We start from the raw sequence: 20,012 nt of genomic DNA on the forward strand, positions 1-20,012 counted from the left end.
ACACGCAGAAAGCAAAATCGCTTTCGAAGTCTTTTGAAAATATCCATCTTCTGCACATATCTGGTGATATTGGCAGGTGCTGTGGTCCGAATGACAGGTTCTGGAATGGGCTGTCCAGATTGGCCCAAGTGCTTCGGAAGTTACATTCCGCCTACCGACATAAGTGCGCTTCCAGACGGCTACGAGCAGCACTACATTGAACTACGAAAGTCTAAAAATGAGAAGCTGGCCAAAATGATCCGTCCACTAGGTTGGGACGAATTGGCCACCAAGATCAGCGAAGACCCTGCAGTTTATGAAGGCACTGAGTTCGTGTGGCAGAAAACGTGGATTGAATATGTGAATCGATTGGCAGGAGCAGCACTCGGCATTTTCCTTTTGGCCGCTTTTTTCACATCACTGCTTTACTGGAAAAAGCGAAAAAAAATTCCATTGATCGTTTTGGGCATTATCATCGTCACAGGGTTTCAGGGTTGGATGGGATCTGTGGTTGTAAGCACCAACCTGCTTCCTGGAGTACTAACGGCTCACATGGTATTAGCATTTGTGCTGATTGCAGGTCTCATTTATCTCTATGTGAAAACTGCTCCTGGTATTCGAACTGCCTCGAGTTTCAACATGGATAATACAATGCGCTACGCACTTGGTGTTCTTATCGGACTGACATTGGTGCAGGTGCTACTCGGAACGCAAGTGCGACAACAAATAGATGTGATTGCAAAGAGTTTTGACCTTCAGCAACGCGGCCTTTGGATTTCTCAGCTCGATTGGATATTCAAAGTCCATCGGTCGTTCTCTATTCTGATTCTACTGGGCAATGCGTGGATCTGCTATCAGATCTTTAAATATCTTCATCACTACTTTGCCGTTTTTAGAGCAGGAGTCTATTTGGCTGTATTTGTTGGAGTAGCCACCATTTCCGGAATTATCATGGCCTACTTTGGCGTTCCAGCATGGGCACAACCAATTCATCTAGTGCTTTCTTGCCTGATATTCGGGGCTCAGGTGTACCTGTTTGTTGCAATTGGAAGAAAGACCCGTATTCAGACGGTTTCTATGACTTCCACTGCAAGGTCTCGATAAGATGCATCACATCTTCCTTTAAGAAGTCTATGACCGGTGCCAACGAGTCGTTGTTGGGCACCACATTGAAATAGAGTGCTCCGCGAAGAAAATGCTTTGTGCTATCGGTAAGGTGAAATTGTAAAGGTGACGCTGCACGGCTTCCTTCAACGGTGTAAAGCGTGCCGTAAACGTGCGTATCATCCTTTAGGATCAAGGTTTCGTCAATCCCCGAAGCCTTACTGATGTGCTTATTTGTAAGCTCGCGCGAATCTTCAAGAAAGGCTGCCAAATTGCCATCAATCTCCTTATAACTGAAATAGAGTTTTGCCTTGAATTGAGGATACTCGATATCAAACCAACATGACTCTGATTCTGGTCTGGTATCAGGTATGAACTTAGAATATGTGGCCATTTCAAACGAATACGGACAAGGCGTTTCTATGAGCGCATACTCCTTTTGGGGCAGATCAATTCGGATGTAACCTCTTGGTTTTGGCGTGTAATCCTGATTGCAGGAAGCCAAAGCAATTACCGTGGCCAACATCCCGACAAAGGTTATCGCTCTCATCTTAAACGTTTTCATTCTCATGTTGAAAGCGCGTAACCTTTACCCGTTTGATGCGCCTTTTATCCACACTTTCAATAGTGAATTCAAAATTCTCGAATCCTACTTTCTGATTCTTTCCGGGCATTTTCCCTACCTGTTCCAAAATAAAGCCCGCTAATGTGTCGGCTTCGCCTTTGTGCTTCTCAAACGATTCACCATCAATCTTAATGGCACGATAGAATTGCTTCAAATTTGTCTTTCCTTCAAATATGAAGTTGTCGTTATCCAACTTGGAATATACCACTTCGTCATCATCAAACTCATCCGAAATATCACCCACAATTTCTTCGATGATGTCTTCGAGAGTCACCAATCCTTCACATCCGCCATATTCATCCACAACAATGGCCAAGTGCACCTTTCTAGCTCGGAATTCCTCCAAAAGATCATCGATCATCTTGCTTTCAGGAACGAAGAAAGGTGGTCGCATAAGGTCTTGCCATTTAAAATCGTCCGGTTGATCCATGTGAACCAACAGGTCTTTGACGTGGATGATTCCAACGATTCTATCTAAGCTTTCCTGATAAATCGGAACGCGCGAAAAGCCAGACTCCAACATATCAGCAAGCAGTTCGTGGTATCCACATGAACTTTCTACCGCTTCCACATCGGTCCGCGGCTTCATTATCTGCTTTACATCCGTGTTACCGAACTTGACAATACCTTCCAATATCTTCCGATCTTCCTTCTCTCGAATGGATTCGGCCTTTGTGAGATCAAGCGCATGGCTTAGCTCATCAACCGAAATCTGCCCATTATTGGCTGATGCCAAGCGATCAACCACTGTGGTCAATTTAATAAGCGGCACGCTTAAAAAAGTAAACGCGATGGATAGATAATACAAAGGGAACGACATGATGCTTGAAAACATGATGGCGTATTGATTAGCGTACACCTTCGGTATGATCTCGCCAACCAGCAGAACGATCAGTGTAATTCCGAAAACCTCAATTACTCTACCTATCGGAATGATTCCAGCAAGTTGGTAATTCAGAATCTCAGGCCCAATGTACTTGGCCGTTAAGAAAGTGGAAAGGATAACGATTCCCACATTGACGAAGTTGTTCGCCACCAAAATGGTTGCCAACAGTTTCTTTGGTTTCTTAAGCAGCGTAAGTGCCTGCTTCCTGATCTTAAGATCAGATTCTTCCATTTCATCAAGTTCTGTTCGAGATAGCGAGAAATAAGCAACCTCAGCACCAGAGATCATGGCCGAACATGCCAATAGCGCAACAAGGACCGCAAGCCCTAGAATCAGATCAATCTGAAGCCAACTCGAAAGCATGACCAGATGAATGAAATTGTAAACCGGTTCCGGAGGTTCTTCCAATTCAGGATGGATTCGTTAAAACAGAACCGTTCAAGGTATTAAAACGGAAGGTCATCGTCAATATCGTCTAAAGAAGATGCGTGTGGTTCGTTTACCTGATTTTGCTGTGGTTGAGATGGCGAAGATGATTGCGCGCTACCAGATGACGAACCCGCTGGGCCACCAAGCATTGTCATATTATCTGCAAGCACTTCTGTTGTGTATCGCTTGTTTCCATTCTGATCATCCCAAGAACGCGTTCTGAGTTTACCTTCTATAAAAACCTGCGAACCTTTTTTCAGGTACTTCTCGGCAATTTCAGCCAAACCGCGCCACATAACGATGTTGTGCCATTCCGTCCGATCAACTGCATTACCATTTTTATCTTTGAATCTTTCTGTGGTAGCAATGCTAAAATTGGCCACTTTAGCCCCACTTTCGATGGTTCTTGTTTCAGGATCTGAGCCCAAATTGCCCACCAAAATCACTTTATTTACTCCTGCCATGATGTTTGATTTTTTTGGTTAATACTCAAAGATTCTAAACTTCTCCGTAAATAACAAGGTTTTGCTGATCCAAATAGCGATTTATCAACCTTGGAAAGGCAAAATCTTTCAATTTTTCAACTTCCACACTCACAAAATTCGCGAGTTCAAAGCTATTGCTTTTCACCAATATAAACTTCGCAAAGATGCGCTGATGTGAAAGGATGTGCTTGTACTCATTCGATACTTCCATTACCACGTCATCATTCCTCAAATTAAGTTCCGAAAGCATTTCAGTTTCGTCAAGTCTCCTTGCTGTTTCAAGCAACGGGAATTCATAAAGCCCATGCCAAATATCTCCTGATCCGCGTCTGGTGATGGGCACTCCTGCATCTGAAAGCACAACCATATAATAGAAGAAACGCTCTCGAACCTTTGTTTTCTTGGAACGAACTGGCAATTCGTTCTGATTTTGATTTGAAAAAGCGGAGCAACCAATGGCCAACGGGCACACTTCACATCGAGGCTTTGTGGGCGTACAGATAATAGCGCCCAACTCCATCATTGCCTGATTATGATCTCCGGAATTTTCTTTAGGCAATACATCATTCGCCATCTTCGTAATGGCATTCTTAGTAGCAGTTTCATCAATTGATTCCAAAATGCCATAATACCTAGACAACACACGGAAGACATTACCGTCTACTGCGGCATTTGGAAGTCCGAACGAAATGGAACCGATCGCTGCTGCAGTATATGGTCCAACTCCTTTCAAACTAAGTAAACCATCGTAACTGTCCGGAAATTTTCTACCCAAATTGCTGGTGATGTGCTTTGCGGTGTAATGAAGATTACGAGCCCTAGAATAGTATCCCAACCCTTCCCAGAGTTTGAGAACTTCATCCTCCGATGCACTTGCAAGCGCTTCAACAGTCGGAAAAGCCGTCACGAATCGCTCATAGTATGGAAGTCCTTGATCAACTCTTGTTTGCTGCAGTATGATCTCAGAAAGCCACACCGAATAAGCGTTTTTGCTTTCGCGCCAAGGCAGGTCGCGCTTTACCGAATGATACCATTCAAGTAGCTTTGTTCTTGGAAATAGGTTTATTTCGTCTTTCAATTTCAGTCCCTCAAAATTAAGAAGCCAACTGTTTCAAGTTTAAAATATTAATATACCTTTGCCCGCCCTTTTAAAGAAGCAGTAATCGGCTCATAATCAAGCACTAATGACAAAAGCTGACATCGTAAACGAGATCTCCGAACAGACAGGGATCGAAAAGCTACAGGTACAACACACCGTTGAAGCCTTTATGACCTCCGTTAAGAGTTCCTTGACCAAAGGAAACAACGTTTATCTGAGAGGTTTCGGAAGTTTTGTGGTAAAGAAACGCGCCCAAAAAACGGGACGTATCATTTCCAGAAACACAACCATTGTGATTCCTGAACACAACGTTCCGGCATTCAAGCCTGCAAAAACCTTCGTGAGCAAGGTTAAAAAGAGCGTGAAATAGTTGAAATTACCTCAGGTCATATTGGTTTTGTTGGCAGTAGCGGTGGGTGTTATCCTGTATTTAACTCCTATAGCTCCAATTGCACACGAAACAGAAGAAACCGAAGCTGCTTCTACAGAAGTGGCCTACGATATTCTTGACGATATAACCGAGATAAAAAACGGATTGGACAGTGCTTCGTTGGCCGAGGTCAACAAGTGGGAAGTTTCCGATAGCGAATCTGCCAACGACAGCATCATTGCTTTCTACGATATGCTCAGAAAGCCAGTTGGAGCTGCTTTCCATTCTCTAAAGAGAGCCGAAGCCAGCAACACGGCAGAAGCTTGGACAGAAGCAGGCGAACGTTTTCTTCTGAACGCCAAATACATGGGCGACCAGCCGCGAAAAGCAAGTTGGTTTACGCAAGCCAGAAGCTGTTTTGAAAAAGCAGTAGAACTTGACCCTGAGGATCTTGACATTCAAGTTGACCTAGGAGTTTGCCTGATGGAAAGTGCCACATTCCTTGGCACTCCTCCGATGGAAGGAATTGGTATCCTTAAGGGCGTTGAGCAAAAAGACCCTAAGAACATCAAAGCATTGATCAATCTTGGTTACTTCGCCATCCGTTCTGGTCAGTTCGACAAAGCGGAAGAACGGTTCAATCAAGTACTTGCAATTGATGGCGCGTATGCAGAAGCGTACCTCTATTTGGCCGATCTACACGAACGTCAAAAGATGTACAAAGAGGCAGTTGCCGACCTAGAGAAATTCAAAACACTTATTGATGACCCTAAAAAGTCTCAAGAGGTGGACGATTACATATTAGAACTTAATAAGAACATTTAAAACTCACGATCATGCCTTGCGGTAAGAAAAGAAAGCGACATAAGATGGCCACTCACAAGCGTAAAAAGCGTTTGAGAAAGAATCGTCATAAGAAGAAAAAATAATCAACCTTTGAGATAAGGTTCACAGGCCGCCTCACGCGGCAGTGCCAACACCTTTTAGAGCATTGGGTTGCGAAAGCGCCCGATGCTCTGTTGTACGCTATGCGGTAGGCGGCATTAAAACGCTATCCGTGAATTACGACCTGGTAATCTCATCACAACCTTCTAAGGTTGATATTGCCCTTTTAAAGGACAAAAAACTAGTAGAGCTACACGAGGAGACGGGCAACAGCGCGTTTCAGGTTGGAGACCTATACCTAGGCCGCATCCAAAAAGTGATGCCCGGCCTAAATGCTGCTTTCGTTAACGTTGGTTACGAAAAAGACGGCTTCCTTCACTATTTGGACCTTGGTCCGAAGGTGAAGACACTCATGAAGTTTATTGACCTCACAAGGGCCGGTAAACTCAAATCCCCTATGCTCGAGAAATTCAGACTAGAAGCTGAAATTGAGAAGAATGGGAAGATCGATGATGTGATGAAGCAGGGAAAAGAGATCCTGATCCAAGTTGCGAAAGAGCCCATCTCTACTAAAGGACCAAGATTGACCACCGAACTTTCCTTCGCTGGAAAATTCATGGTGCTTGTTCCTTTTTCTGATAAGGTCAACATCTCTCAGAAGATAAAGAGCAAGGACGAAAGCAAGCGGCTGAAAGACATCTTCAGAGACATCAAGCCAAAAGGGTTTGGACTGATTGTACGAACAGCTGCTGAAAACAAAAAGGTGCAAGACCTAGAGGCCGACCTGAACGATCTTGTTGACCGATGGGTGAAAATGGTTGAAAAGGTAAGAGATGCCGCTCCGCCACATCGCGTTATGGGCGAATTGAGCCGAACATCTTCCATGATCCGTGATATGCTCAGCTCAAACTTCGATAGCATTCATGTGGACAGCAACGAAGTTCATGATGAGATCAGCAAGTATTTGGCCGGCTCACCAGACAAACTCAAGAAACTGAAGTTCCACAAAGGCACGCAGCCGTTGTTCGAAACGCTTGGACTGAACAAGCAGATCAAGGCATCATTCGGCAAGCATGTCACATTTAGGAGTGGTTCATACCTCGTTATAGAGCATACCGAAGCCTTGCACGTCATTGATGTGAATTCTGGCCCGCGTACCAATGCTGGACAAGACCAGGAAACGAACGCGCTGGAATGCAACATTGAAGCTGCAAGAGAAGTAGCACGCCAACTGCGCTTGCGCGATATGGGCGGCATCATCGTGGTCGATTTTATTGACCTTCATAAAGGCGAGAACCGCAAAGAGCTGTTCAACGTGTTGAAGGAAGAAATGAAGGACGACCGTGCTAAGCACAATATCCTCCCTCCTTCCAAATTCGGATTGATCCAGATAACGCGGCAACGTGTGCGTCCGGAAATGAATGTGAAGACAAAGGAGAAATGCCCGAGTTGTGATGGATCTGGCGAGATTGAAGCTTCCGTACTTTTTGACACCGAAATTGAGAATAACGTCAGTTTTGTGATGAAAGAGCAGAACGAGAAGAGCATCACGCTGAAAGTGCATCCATACATCGCAGCCTATCTTACCAAAACAGAAAGTTGGCTGCCTTGGTCAAATAGTGTGATCAAAGAATGGAAAAAACAATTCGGTGGAGAGATAAAGGTGGAATCATCTACCAATTATCACTTTATGGAATATCACATTTACAATAGTCGTGGCGAGGAGATTCGACTTAACTAAACCGAACCTCACCAAAAAGCTCGCGCGCTTTGCAGACATTGGTAAGTTCTCCAATTGTGTGGAGGTTCCGCTTGCACATGAACTTCAGGATTTCCCGCTAAAGGGAAAGTGGGCCACCGACCATTTCAAGAACGATAATCCCATCACCTTGGAATTGGCCTGCGGAAAAGGCGAATATTCTATTGGACAGGCAACGCTTTATCCTGAACGGAATTTTCTCGGAGTCGATATCAAGGGCAATCGTATTTGGATAGGTGCCAAACATGCCCTGGAGAACAACTTGACGAACGTTGGTTTTCTTCGAACGCGCATCGACCATATTGCCAATCTGTTTGCTGCAGAAGAAATAGCCGAAATCTGGATCATCTTCCCCGATCCGCAGTTGCAGGCAAATCGCGAACGCAACCGACTTACTTCAGCCAACTTCATCGAGCGCTATCGTCAGATTCTGAAAAAGGATGGCATCATTCAACTTAAAACCGACAACTTCCCCTTGTTTCAATACACACAGGATGTGATTGCTGAGTTGGGTTTGAAAACCCTTTGCGAATCAACCGATGTGTACGCTGATCTGGAAAAAGGCGAGAACAAATTCCTCTGCGAACGCGAACGCGAACTTCGCATACGAACTTACTACGAAGGACTCTGGCTGAACGAAGGCCGCAAGATCAATTACATCGCCTTTACGCTTTAAGCCGTGGCTGAGAAGAAAGACAGTTTCTTCCAAGATGTTTGGGATATCGTAAAGCTTATTCCCAAAGGTCGTGTTACGTCTTACGGTGCCATTGCCAAATACCTGGGAAGTCCTGGTGCGGCACGGATGGTTGGCTGGGCCATGAATGCGAGCCATGCCGCTAGCGAAAGCATTCCAGCCCAGCGTGTAGTTAACCGCATCGGAATGCTCTCCGGAAAAACACACTTCCAAGGACCGAACCTCATGCAGGAATTACTCGAAAGCGAAGGCCTGAAAGTAGAAAACAACCAAGTGGTCGATTTCCAAAAACACTTTTGGGACCCGATGGTTGAATTGGACCTGGACCGCTAAAACCTAAGTGCTACTTCTTGCTCTCTGCAAGAATATAAGCTGCCAGATCCTCTATCTGCGAATCGCTCAATTTCTCTTTAGAGTAGATCGGCATGTACTCAGGCGTTTTCTCTGAGGAAGATGTACCATGACGTGTGATAAAGTAAACCGACCCGCCATTGCTCTTCTTGAAATACTTCACCAACCAATCAAAACCTTTCTGACCATCCTTTGGTCCAAAAACAGTTTTCTTGGTCACTTTTCCTTCTCCGTGGCAATGCAAGCAGCTCTTTTCATAAACCCATTTGCCGTTTTCGAGATTCCCTTCCACGCCCATTTTTCGCTCTGCAACAGGTAACTCATCTACAAAAGTGGCCGGATAGCCTTGAATATACTTGGATTTGATCAGAGCAATACTGGCAAGCTTCTCCTCTTCCGTCTGACCAACCTTGGTGATCTGGTCCAATTCCAGTTCGTTTAAGTTCAGGTCTCTCATCTTCAATTCCATGGCGCCCAAATAGTGCAACACAGCCTCCATTTCATCATCAGTCAGTTCGCGTCCAACCGAACATTCTTTAGAACATAGTTGAATCGCGTTCTTCAAGCTATGACGTGCAGGACCGATCAACTCTATGCCGTATTTTTTCTCATTGTCGCCATTGAACCAACTCGTTCTGTTGGTAATACCATAGAAAGTAGATCCAGGTAAATATGGTTGATTGAACTCTTTCGAATATTGTAAGCGGCTGTCTGGATCATTATCGTCTGCAAAAGGTGCCTCTGGCAGCACATTATGACAATCGACACACACAAAATGCTGAGATAAACGGTATTGCGTTGTGCCATTCATAAACGGACCGCCCGATTGAATCAAGTCTTTTCCAAGGCCTATCTTTTCCATATCCTGGGTTCCGACATAATGCTCAGGAGCCTCATCGCCCAAAGCAAGAAGCACACTGCTTACAGGCATGTTCTCATCATAACTATTAGCAGGATTTAAAAACAGGCTGGCGGTAAATCCAGTGCACACCACAAATGCAATAATGGCTATCGAAAATCTATACATGATCAATCGTTTGTTTGAACATCAATTTTAATCAATTTGTAGCCATTCTCTATTCCGATATCAGATTTAAACTAAAAAAAGGGGCAACGATAGTTGTAACCCCTTTTTTTGTCCATTATTCCTTAACTCACCTCCACCACCTCAGCGGATTCAGCTTTTTGATGACTGATGCTTCAGGGTCGCCACTCGGGCCGAAGGACATCATTACCATGCTGATCTCGTTGTCGATGGTTACTTTTTTGATAGCGGGTTTTGTGTATTTCCTTTTCATAGTTGTCAGTTTCAAGTTACGAGTTACGAGTAGGGGCGTATGGCGATACGCCCTTACGGACAATTGTTTAGTTAAGTATTACGCGGTGTGTATCTGTTCCTTTTTCGGTTTCTATGCGAATGAGGAAAACGCCAGCGTTCGCGTTCAATCCGAAGGTGGTTCGGTTGGTGTTTAGGTTAGACGTATGAACGATTCGTCCAGTCATTTCCAGCACCTGAACGTTTCCTTTCTCGATATTCTCAGAAAGAATAATGTTCAGTTGGTTTCCGTTGGAAGTGTAAACGCGAGAGCTTGCCTCTGCTCCATCTTCAATTCCAACTGCGGTCATCCCAAAATGCAGCACAAAACGGTCTCCGATGTTGCCAGCATCTGACGTGAAAGCGTAGTTCTGTTCCACATTCAGATCTTGGAAGATATTGAGGTAGGTGTCTTCGAGGTGAACCGTTTCACCCACTACGGTGATATCGTTTGCGTTGAGCGTGTAGTTTCCCTGAGATGGAATCTTTACTCCCAACGGAACAGTAGGGTTGTTCTCGGTGCTGGTCAGTCCGTTGATCACCAAGGTGTCGTTGTCCTCTGTGGTGTACAATTGCGGAATGGCGGTATAAAGCTGCGGTACGTTTGCTCCTGCCCAATATTTACGCGAGTCGTAATCATCATACGCATCCTGTGCAGCAGCATCGAACATTACGATGGTCTCATCGCTTACCGTTCCGTTACTGAGGGTCATTCTTACCAGACCTTCCTGTACGGAGGTCTTGTAAATACCTGCTTGGGTTCCGTGGCTTCTATCGTTCAGATCGAAGCCGAGCGAGCCCGTGTTGCCATCTGCATCTACCCGAACCCAGAATGACTGTGTAGGCGGAATATCGCCCGTTACATCACCATTGCCATTGTTGTTAGTGCCAATGCCGCTGGTGGCATTGTACGTATCGTAAAGCATGGTGCTTCCATTGTGGGTGCGATACCAGATGGTCGGTTCCAAGTTGGTACGATTGGCGGTGTTCCAACTTAATGTGCTTGGGTAAGGATTACCAACCAGATTGTAGCCTCTGTTCGTGGCCGTTGTACCTGTTCTGGTAAGACCTGATGCGGTCTGCGCTCCGTTGTTGAAGGTTGTTCCTTCAAAAGTGACTGTTCCGGTTACCCCCATTCTGGCAACGTAGCCAGTTGTTGGCTGCAGCGTTGTACTTCCATCGGTTATCTGAGTATAGCTTTGCGATGTTTCGTTCGCACTCCACAGTTTGTTGCCATTCAGTAGGTCGTAAGTTTCGGCATCGGCTCCCGTTACCGGAGTGCTTACGTACCAGAAAAGCCCATCAGGTACAAACCCTCCCGAACCGGTCAGGTACTGCTCCATCTGGCAAGAACCTGAACCTGTTATTGTTCCTTCGGTGATGAGCGAACCGATTCCTGTAGCATCTGCTTTCACCATAATGGTTCCATCGTTATCCGTATTGCCAGTGATGGTCAAAGCTTTTCCAGCATTTACGGTAAGCACCGCACCGTTCTCAACCAGAAGATCCGCACATGTGGCAGGCGAAGCGGGGTCGTTTTCGATACTCGGCTGATTGACCGCTGAACTCGGAATGAACGCGTTCTCCGAACCGTTGGGCACTGTACCAAAACTCCAGTTTCCTGTATTTGACCACGTAGAGTTCGTTGCTCCCGTCCATTCATTGTAAACCAGAACATCAACAGTGATCGTCATTACACTGTCCAAACCGCATTGGTTCGGAATGGTATCCATATACGTTCCCGATATTGTGTAGGTCTCGTCTCCACTTGGTACCGTGTACGAGTTGATGGCCGTAACGGAATATGCGGAACTGTTATCCACGCATCGCGAATAGACCGCGAAATAATCGTGTTTGAATGGGGAAGAAACGTCCCGAACGAAGAGACCGCCAATGTAGATGATGTTCTCATCTGCCATCAATACCGTAACCTGATTGTATGGGCTCGGATTCCAAGTCTGTGCTGCAGCCGTTGTCGAATCCAACTCGGCCAACCAATCGCGAGACTGGCCTCCAATCGCGTCAAAAGCACCGCCCACAAACACGCTTCTATCTCCAGATGCAACTGCCCGAGCTACACTGGAAGCGTTCGGGTTCCAAGAATCCAGACCATCTGTTGCAAGATCGATGGCAGCCGTGTTGTTCCTTGTGTTGAAATCGACACTACTGAATGATCCGGCAATGAAGAGCTTGGAATCGCTTGCATCCATGGCGTAAACACTTGGAACCATCCCCGTAATGTTCTTGGAAAATGCATCCAACGTTCCCGTACCCAATTCAAAAGCGGCCAGACATGTTCTGCCCGTTCCGTTCATAGTTGTGAATTCGCCTCCAGCAAAAACACGGTTGCTGGCAACTTCCAAGCTGCGTACAAGGCCATTCGGATTCGGATTCCAAGCAATTGGGTTGATGCTGTTTGTCAAAGCAGCAGCCAAGTAGTTTCTAGACTGACCGCCAATGGATGTGAAATTACCGCCAATGTAGAGCGTGTCCTGACTGAACTTCAGCGCGCGCACATCATCATTTGCCCCAGCCGGCATCCAAAAAACCAGATTTCCTGATGCATTAATGGCTGCAAGGTTATTACGCGAAGTGAAATCGACATTATTGAAAGCTCCGCCCACATAGACGATTCCATTTCGCTTTTCGATGGCGTAAACGGCACCGATCACTTGCGGATTCCAGCTGATCGGAACTCCAGTTGCTTCATCCAGCGCTACGATTCCTTGTCTTTCGGTTAGGCCAAGATTGGTGAATTCACCACCTGCATACACACGATCTCCGTCCACCGATAGCGTGTGAACGGTATTGTTTGCCCGGGGATCCCAACTCTGAACCGTTCCTGAAACACGGTTGGCCGCGGCCAATCGATTACGGTCCCATCCACCTACAACGTTGAACTCGCCTCCGAAATATGCGTTGCCGCCAGAAACCTGAACCGTTCGCACAATGCCGTTCGAATTAGGATTGAATGTGGTAACCGTTCCATCTGTCTTGATCGCTGCAATTCGGTTACGTGCAGAGAATCCAACGGAGTTGAAAGCACCCCCGAAATAGAGCGTATCGTTCACCAATTCCATGTCGTAAACCGCTCCATTCGCGTTCGGATTCCAGCTGGTTTCGTTACCCACACCTGTGGTGGAGAATGCTGCAATATTATTGCGCGTTACGCCTGATGCGATATTGAATGAACCGCAGGCATAGACTGTACTTCCGTCAACAATGACATCGTAAACGTCTCCGATAACCTGAGGATCCCAAGATGTGGCAACTCCCGTAGTTGCGCTCACTGCCCCCAGTTTGAATCTGCTCACCCCCGCCAACTGGGCAAAGTTGCCACCCACATAAACTGTGGTTCCACTCACCGCAATGGTGCGCACTGCCAAGTTTGCTCCAGGATTCCAAGAATTGACCGCCCCTGTTGTGGCGTTCAACGAAGCAATATTCATTCTAGAACTGCCGCCTATATTCACAAACTGACCTCCAACATAAACGGTGCTTCCACTCACCGCAATATCATACACGAAGCCAGATGATACGTTCGGATTCCAAGATGTGAGTTGGCCATCTCCATCGATATGCGCCAGCCTGTTGCGCGTTTGTCCATCAATGTTGGTGAAATCGCCACCAATGTACCAACCACCGTTTCCGTCCTTCTCGGCCACGTAAATGTTTCCATTGGTTACCGGAAACCCCATATTGGGATTACCCGAATTCAAACTGATGGGAACACCATAAGGTCGATTGGCCGCTACGTTATCAAAATCGCCACCAACGTAAACAATGCCATCTGCTTTGTGAATGGCGTGCACCGGGCCATCGGGCTCCCACCATTTGGGTTCTACCTCAATGTTCTGAGCTATGGATGAAAAACAAGTGGCCAACAACAGCACAAAGACTGCGATAACGTGCATACTTTTTCGGGTTGGATTGGTATGTTTCATTTCAATTGGTTTTTACTTTTTGAAGGACTTTAGAATAGAGCGCATCAATTCAAGAACACGCGGTGCGTTTCAGTTCCGTTTAGCGATGCTATTTGCACGAGGTAAACTCCAGTGTTCACACTCAGATCAAGAACCGTTCTTGTTGCATTCATAGCAGTTGCTGCAACAACACGGCCCGTGAGGTCAAGCACCTGAACATTCCCATTATCTACATTTTCAGGAAGGATGATATTCAACTGATGGTTGGAAACATATACCCGTGAATACTGCGTCAACTCGTCAATTCCCGTAACACTCATTCCGAAATGAAGAACAAAGCGGTCACCGATGTTGCCTGCAGCTGAATTGAAGCTGTAGTTAGGTTCCACGTTCAGGTCTTGGAAATGATTGAGGTAGGTGTCTTCCAAGTGAATGCTTTCTCCAACAACGGTGATGTCGTTGGCGTTGATGGTGTAGCTGCCCTGTGCGGGTAGCTTCATCCCTAATGGAACTGTTGGGTTGGTATTCGAGCTGTACAATCCGTTGATCACCAGCGTATCTTCCTGTAAATTCATGTACAGCTGAGGAACGTTACTCGACCAATACTTGTGGCTATCGTAATCATCGAAACCATCTTGGGCAGCCACCTCGAATAGGATGATGGCCTCGTCAGAAACGGTCTCATTGCTCAGTGCTATTCTCACCAAACCTTCTTGCGCTTCCGTCTTGTAAATACCCGCCAATGTTCCGTGGCTTCGGTCTGCATTCGCAAAGTCCAATTGGCCTGTAAGTCCGTCTGCCGAAACACGTACCCAGAACGCCTGAGTAGGCGGAATACTTCCATCCACAGCACCACCACCGTTATTGTTGGTCCCGATCATACCACTCGCGTTGTAGGTATCGTAAAGCATGGTGCTGCCTTGGTGTGTGCGGTACCAAAGGGTGGTTTCGAGGTTGGTCTTTACGGCATTGTCCCAACTTACGGTTGATGGATACGGATTGCCTACCAAGTTGTATCCTCGGTTCGCGGCCGTTGTGCCTGTTCTTGTGAGACCTGAAGCGCTTAGATTGCCGCTGTTGAAGTGAATGTTCTGGTCCACCTCATTGAATGTGATTGTCTGCGTGCTTCCCATTCGGGCAACATACCCAACCGTTGGCACCATTGGAACTGCACCCACGGTTTGCAGAGTATAGGATTGCGTTGTTTCGTTTGCCGTCCAAAGTTTATCGCCCGTATCCACATTATAATCGTAGATGTAATTTCCGTTAACTGGACTACTCACGTAGTAGAAAACACCGTTAGGGGTTGCTCCTCCAGAACCCGTTAGGTATTGCTCCATTTTGGAGGCACCACTTCCGGAAATGGTTCCTTGGGTAATGAGCGAGCCGATGCCCGTGGCGTCTGCTTTCACCAGAATGGTTCCATTGTTCACAATATCTCCCGTTACAGTAAGCGCTTTGCCTGCATCAATGGTCAGAATTGCCCCTGCATCGAGAAGAATAGACTGACATTGTACCGGTGAAGCAGGCAATGACGTGATATGTGGTTGATTGACTGGAATAGAAGAAATGCTTGCCACATCCAGAAGACCAGGCACAAGACCTGAACCCCAGTTGGTGGCATCGTTCCAATCTGTTGAAGTAACGCCCAACCAAGAAATGGCAATTGGAAGAATAGTTACGTTGATGGCCATCACGCTATCGCAACCAGCAACGTTGGCAATCGTGTCCATTACCACTTGCGTGCCGAGGTTGGTAATGGTCTGGTTTCCGCTCGGAACGGTGTATGATACCGTTTCCGTTACGCTGAAAGTTGAGGTCGTTTGGAGTTGATTCTCCGCTGCACCAACGTCTCTTCTTCCATCTGAAAGTGACACATTCTGAGCATCAGAAGCATCTGCCGGATTGCCTGAATTGATGGCAATACTTCCGCAGCCTGGAACCATCGTAAAAGTTAATCCTCCATTGTTTTGCAACGTTCCGAGGTTCAATTGCAGATCGGTTGCACCCAGAATGTCCGTTGCCGTGCTGCCGCTAATGGATACATCATCAAAAATGTTGTGGCCCAGGGAAGTGATGGTCGGGCTGTGACTGTGGTAAATGTTGCTAGAACCGTTGAGCGCCACAATGCTGCTTTGCAGATTGAGGTTGGAGGTTGTACCTGCCGATGCAATGGTATTGGCGTAAATACCGCCACCGTTGGAGGATGCGGAATTGTCCGTGAGCGTAGAATTGGTTACTGTAAGCGCTTGCGTGGCCGTTTGGTTTGATGATGAGACCGAAGAGAATATGCCACCTCCGTTGCTACCAGCGGCATTTCCTGTTATAGTGCTTGTATGGATATTGACAGTGGCAACCGTTGCGGTACTGACCGAGCCACTGTTAATGAACATACCACCGCCATTGAAGGTCGCCTGATTGTTGGAAACGGTTGAACTGGACAACGATACGGACGAAGTCCCCGTGCCGAATGAGGCCTGAATGCCACCACCGTTGGTGCCTGATGAATTTCCATCAATGGTTGAATTCGACACACGCAATTCCACACCACCCTGAAATGCCAGGCCACCACCGAAACCATCGGCCATGTTGTTGTTGATGACCACATTCTCAAGAATAAGTTTTGCGGTATTGGATGAGAAGATTCCACCGCCCATAGCAGCTGTACCCGAACCCGTGGCTTGTCCATTCTGTACGGTTAGATTTCTGAGAATCGTACTGTCCGTCCCCGTTATCTCGAATATTCTTGACGAGGCATTTCCATCAATGATGGTGTTGTCAGGTCCATTTCCGATGATCACCAGATTGTTGCTGAAAGAAATATCTCCTGACGTAAGCACTATCGGATTGCCATTCGTACTCGCATCGAAAATGATCGTATCGCCATCGCAGGTTGAGGCAACGGCATCGCGCAGCGAACCGGGACCCGAATCGTTGGTGTTGCTTACAACTCCTACTGTTTCGAGAACGGTGAGCGTGATGGTCAGGATGCTATCGGCTCCACAAATGGTAGTGAGCGTATCGGAATAAACGCCTGAAACGGTGTAAGTCTCATCGCCACTTGGCACGGTATAATCAGTGCAGGTTGAAACGCTGAAACTTGCATTGACCTCTGGCAATTCTGACGATTCGAAAGCACCCATATCGATGGTGGTCATTCCGATATTATCACCATCAACAATTCGCGCATTTCCGTCCAGGTCATTGGCGGTTGCATTCAGGGCATTGCTTCCTGCATCGATCACAACCGATGCTGGGCAGGAACTTACCCGATAATCTCCGGCCGTGGTAGGAGTTGAGCTTGCCGTGATCGGATTTACGAAAAGTGGGTCGTTTGATGAAAGGGTCCCGTCAAGGTTACCAGTTCCCGTGGGGGTTTCATCCTTGATGAGCGAATAGGTTGCAGTAATGATACCAAAAGCATCGGGCGAAAAGGATGAAGCACCATTGCCCCAAACAACGCTGTTCCTCGAAGTGAAGTTGCCCGCAATGCCTCCGCCTCCCAAGGCATAGTTACCTGCAATGGTCGTATTGACAAGCGTAAGTGAACCTCCTGCACCCTTCATTACTCCACCCCCTTGCGATGCGCTAACGTTTCCGCTTATCAGCGCGTTGGTGATTGTGCAAGTTGTATTCGTCACGTGCAAGCCACCCCCAAGGTTGGTGGACCGATTACCGCTAACTACACAGTTCTTTATCTGCAAATTGCCCGAAGCCGAATAGACGCCACCTCCGTTGTATCTTCTGAAGGCTACGCCATCAACCATTCGGTCGGTACCTGCCCCCGAAGCACTTCCGTTGCGAATGGCAAAACCATCCAACACATTGGTTCCGGTTGAACTTTTTGAAAGAACTACCGAATAGACCTTTTGTCCTCCGCCCAAATCGCCATCCAGAATGCTCGGGTTCGAATAATCCTGAAGCCCTGTAGATGGGTTATAGCCTCCTTTGAGCACGATGCCATCGTTCAGCAGGAAATAATGATCGAGATTGCCGCTGCAAGTGCTGCACAACCGCGAGGCCGAGGGCGTGTAGGTGCCCGATGCCACCAGTATCTCCGTTGCGCAATCGCTGATCTCCAGTGCACTTTCCAAAGAGGTGAATGCATTTGCCCAACTCAGGCCCGTGTTGGTTCCAGTTGCATCCGGGTCAACATATAGGCTGTAATATGGAGTGGAGGAGACAACCGTGTATTCGAGGTCAATGACCCGCTGATTGCCGCTCTGATCGGTTGCCGTTACCTGCCTTGTAATATTGGTGCCAACATCTTCGCAGGTAACTGTGAAGGGCTCCGATACCACGCTTGAAACGGAGCAGTTGTCTTCGAATGTTAACGTTGGCGGAATGACGGTAAGTTGTGTGTTTCCAGTGAGGTCTATGACACCGAAATTGGGTGCGCTAATGGTGTTCCACGAAGCATATGTCGGGGTTGGTGCAAAGTCGTCAACAACCGTAACCTGTGCCTGACAGGTGCTGGTCAATCCCACGTAATCGGTAACGGTAAGCGTAACGGTGTTTGCCCCCAAATTGGAACAATTGAAGCTGCTGGGCGATACCGATATGCTAGCGATTCCTGTATTGTCTGTTGAGCCACCGTTGACTGCCGATACCAGCAGCGTTGCCTGACCAGCAATTCCTGATGCTAGGACGATATTTCCATTCTCATCAAAGTATTGTCCGACACCAAGGGTGACTGATGCGCTCTGACAAACAGCCACTGGTGGTTGTGAGTCATAGATTACCCGATAACCTATGCTTCCGTTGTTGGCGTTTGTGTTGGTTGATGTGGTGCCGCCCAAAATGTAGGTATAGATCAATACCTCATTCGCAACCCACGATGACCCTCCTCCTCCGCCATATTCCTGTCCGCCACCGCCACCGCCTTCATACCCAGCGCCACCGCCTCCTCCTCCATAGAAACCAACAAATTCCATTGTGCATTCTGTGTATGGAGTTATACCAGAATGAAATGGTCCTCCAGCTCCACCACCACTATAACCCGTACCACCTCTACATGCATCACGAGTTGTCACCGTTGTACATCCGACTCCAAACGGGTTCAATGGGTCGCAGGCATTTCCGTATTGATAGGTTGCCTCTGGGTGATGACCTCCTGCACCCCCAATCGCAGGTGTTTTCCCTTGAATTTCACATTGGTGCAGATCGGGTGATGATTGGCAGACAGAGCCATAGTAACCCCCACCACCTCCAGCTCCTATAAATAATCTATTGGAGTATTCGTTGACAATATAATTGACGAGAGTAAGAGCAGGACCGCCCGTGGAGTAAGGATCCCCACCTAAACCACCGTCTCCGCAGCCATCAATTCCATTTGAAGGATATTCTCCACCTCCAGGTAATCCGTGCGACTGGTGGGTCTCAACAGCACTGCCACCGCCACCGCCACCAGCAATGCACAACAGCGACCCATTGTGATCGACAATTGCCGTTGAGGCGCCACCGCCACCGCTTGCTATCCGATCATGTATGTCGGATGATCCCCGTTTACCTTGATAGAAAGTGAACTCCCGACCTTCGTTGTCAACAGTTATCGGTATTTGAAAAGTGACTGTTCCTCCCTGGCCACCTTTGGCCATCAGGTCAACGAATATCCCGTCCCATGTGGCCGTTCCGCCATCGGCACCTTTAACGGTGAATACAATATCGGTTGCGCCTGTGGAGAGAAGCGGTATTGTTCCAGTTGCTGTCGATCGCACCCACGGGTCACCATTTGAGAATTCTATTGGCGTAGTAACAGAATTGCTCAAAACTCCGTTATCTAATTCGGTGGTTATCTGCGCACTAGCAAGTACTGGGAAAAGCAGAATTGCAATAAGACGGGTTGCATTCATCATCATAGCGGGAGTTGATCAGAATGTTTGTTTGGATAGAAGGTTCATGGAGTTTTCGATCTCCTCCAAACGCAATTCATACCACAGATAGATCCCAAGCACGATGGCCAAGAAGACCATCAGCATACCGATGAAAAGGATGGTTCCTTTGGTCAGTGGGAAGTGTCCGTGGAGTGCGCTCGAATCCATGTGCCCAAAGGTGGAAAGGAGGTCCGGAAGAAAACGAAATTCAGGTGTGACAAGAGCGTGACAACGC

Annotated in this window: 15 protein-coding genes; 6 read left to right on the top strand and 9 right to left on the bottom strand. The window is 47.2% G+C overall.

Translation table 11 applies throughout. The annotated features are described in order from the left end of the window. Window positions 1-33: 33 nt before the first annotated feature. Window positions 34-1,083 (top strand): COX15/CtaA family protein, encoded by a 1,050-nt coding sequence (locus K9J17_06160; GenBank protein MCF8276304.1) that lies wholly within the window; start codon window positions 34-36, stop codon window positions 1,081-1,083. On the opposite strand, the gene gldD is transcribed toward K9J17_06160, so the two are convergent. The 4 genes from gldD to mutY form a co-directional block, all read right to left on the bottom strand. Continuing rightward, window positions 1,055-1,633: a gliding motility lipoprotein GldD gene (gene gldD, locus K9J17_06165; protein MCF8276305.1), complete on the bottom strand. Its 579-nt coding sequence runs from the start codon at window positions 1,631-1,633 to the stop codon at window positions 1,055-1,057. The genes K9J17_06160 and gldD overlap by 29 nt on opposite strands. Window position 1,634: 1 nt before the next feature. Further along, on the bottom strand, window positions 1,635-2,957 hold the full coding sequence (gene gldE, locus K9J17_06170; GenBank protein MCF8276306.1) for a gliding motility-associated protein GldE: 1,323 nt from the start codon (window positions 2,955-2,957) through the stop codon (window positions 1,635-1,637). Between the two features lie 83 nt (window positions 2,958-3,040). Continuing rightward, on the bottom strand, window positions 3,041-3,487 hold the full coding sequence (locus tag K9J17_06175; GenBank protein ID MCF8276307.1) for a single-stranded DNA-binding protein: 447 nt from the start codon (window positions 3,485-3,487) through the stop codon (window positions 3,041-3,043). A 34-nt stretch (window positions 3,488-3,521) separates the two neighbouring features. Further along, window positions 3,522-4,586 (bottom strand): A/G-specific adenine glycosylase, encoded by a 1,065-nt coding sequence (gene mutY / locus K9J17_06180; protein MCF8276308.1) that lies wholly within the window; start codon window positions 4,584-4,586, stop codon window positions 3,522-3,524. Between the two features lie 106 nt (window positions 4,587-4,692). Between mutY and K9J17_06185 the strand changes: the two genes are divergently transcribed. The 5 genes from K9J17_06185 (at window position 4,693) to K9J17_06205 (ending at window position 8,648) form a co-directional block, all read left to right on the top strand. After that, a complete protein-coding gene (locus K9J17_06185; GenBank protein MCF8276309.1) occupies window positions 4,693-4,977 on the top strand; it encodes an integration host factor subunit beta in 285 nt (94 codons plus the stop codon). Continuing rightward, entirely contained in the window at window positions 4,978-5,802 is an 825-nt protein-coding gene (locus K9J17_06190; protein ID MCF8276310.1) for a tetratricopeptide repeat protein, read from the top strand. It abuts the gene before it with no gap. A gap of 232 nt (window positions 5,803-6,034) precedes the next feature. Beyond that, window positions 6,035-7,603 (top strand): Rne/Rng family ribonuclease, encoded by a 1,569-nt coding sequence (locus K9J17_06195; GenBank protein ID MCF8276311.1) that lies wholly within the window; start codon window positions 6,035-6,037, stop codon window positions 7,601-7,603. Further along, the gene (gene trmB / locus K9J17_06200; GenBank protein MCF8276312.1) at window positions 7,578-8,297 is read left to right on the top strand and encodes a tRNA (guanosine(46)-N7)-methyltransferase TrmB; all 720 of its coding nucleotides are present in this window, start codon (window positions 7,578-7,580) and stop codon (window positions 8,295-8,297) included. The genes K9J17_06195 and trmB overlap by 26 nt, the downstream gene beginning before the upstream one ends. 3 nt (window positions 8,298-8,300) lie before the next feature. Continuing rightward, entirely contained in the window at window positions 8,301-8,648 is a 348-nt protein-coding gene (locus K9J17_06205; protein MCF8276313.1) for an MGMT family protein, read from the top strand. 10 nt (window positions 8,649-8,658) lie between these two features. On the opposite strand, the gene K9J17_06210 is transcribed toward K9J17_06205, so the two are convergent. The 5 genes from K9J17_06210 to K9J17_06230 form a co-directional block, all read right to left on the bottom strand. Further along, window positions 8,659-9,693: a cytochrome c gene (locus tag K9J17_06210; protein MCF8276314.1), complete on the bottom strand. Its 1,035-nt coding sequence runs from the start codon at window positions 9,691-9,693 to the stop codon at window positions 8,659-8,661. Between the two features lie 127 nt (window positions 9,694-9,820). Beyond that, complete coding sequence (locus K9J17_06215; GenBank protein MCF8276315.1) at window positions 9,821-9,964, bottom strand: hypothetical protein; 144 nt, start codon at window positions 9,962-9,964, stop codon at window positions 9,821-9,823. A 67-nt stretch (window positions 9,965-10,031) separates the two neighbouring features. Continuing rightward, the gene (locus K9J17_06220; GenBank protein ID MCF8276316.1) at window positions 10,032-13,925 is read right to left on the bottom strand and encodes a T9SS type A sorting domain-containing protein; all 3,894 of its coding nucleotides are present in this window, start codon (window positions 13,923-13,925) and stop codon (window positions 10,032-10,034) included. Between the two features lie 44 nt (window positions 13,926-13,969). Then, complete coding sequence (locus K9J17_06225) at window positions 13,970-19,759, bottom strand: T9SS type A sorting domain-containing protein (protein ID MCF8276317.1); 5,790 nt, start codon at window positions 19,757-19,759, stop codon at window positions 13,970-13,972. 15 nt (window positions 19,760-19,774) lie between these two features. Beyond that, window positions 19,775-19,945 carry a hypothetical protein gene (locus tag K9J17_06230; protein ID MCF8276318.1) on the bottom strand — a complete coding sequence of 57 codons (171 nt, stop codon included), beginning with the start codon at window positions 19,943-19,945 and terminating at the stop codon, window positions 19,775-19,777. Window positions 19,946-20,012: the final 67 nt, after the last annotated feature.

Source organism: Flavobacteriales bacterium, from assembly GCA_021739695.1.
Classification (GTDB): Bacteria; Bacteroidota; Bacteroidia; order UBA10329; family UBA10329; genus UBA10329.

Coding starts and splice junctions, on each gene's coding strand:
- gldD (MCF8276305.1), bottom strand. CDS start 1,633: ATGAGAGCGATAACCTTTGTCGGGATGTTGGCCACGGTAATTGCTTTG.
- gldE (MCF8276306.1), bottom strand. CDS start 2,957: ATGCTTTCGAGTTGGCTTCAGATTGATCTGATTCTAGGGCTTGCGGTC.
- K9J17_06175 (MCF8276307.1), bottom strand. CDS start 3,487: ATGGCAGGAGTAAATAAAGTGATTTTGGTGGGCAATTTGGGCTCAGAT.
- K9J17_06185 (MCF8276309.1), top strand. CDS start 4,693: ATGACAAAAGCTGACATCGTAAACGAGATCTCCGAACAGACAGGGATC.
- K9J17_06210 (MCF8276314.1), bottom strand. CDS start 9,693: ATGTATAGATTTTCGATAGCCATTATTGCATTTGTGGTGTGCACTGGA.
- K9J17_06215 (MCF8276315.1), bottom strand. CDS start 9,964: ATGAAAAGGAAATACACAAAACCCGCTATCAAAAAAGTAACCATCGAC.
- K9J17_06220 (MCF8276316.1), bottom strand. CDS start 13,925: ATGAAACATACCAATCCAACCCGAAAAAGTATGCACGTTATCGCAGTC.
- K9J17_06225 (MCF8276317.1), bottom strand. CDS start 19,759: ATGATGAATGCAACCCGTCTTATTGCAATTCTGCTTTTCCCAGTACTT.
- K9J17_06230 (MCF8276318.1), bottom strand. CDS start 19,945: ATGGATTCGAGCGCACTCCACGGACACTTCCCACTGACCAAAGGAACC.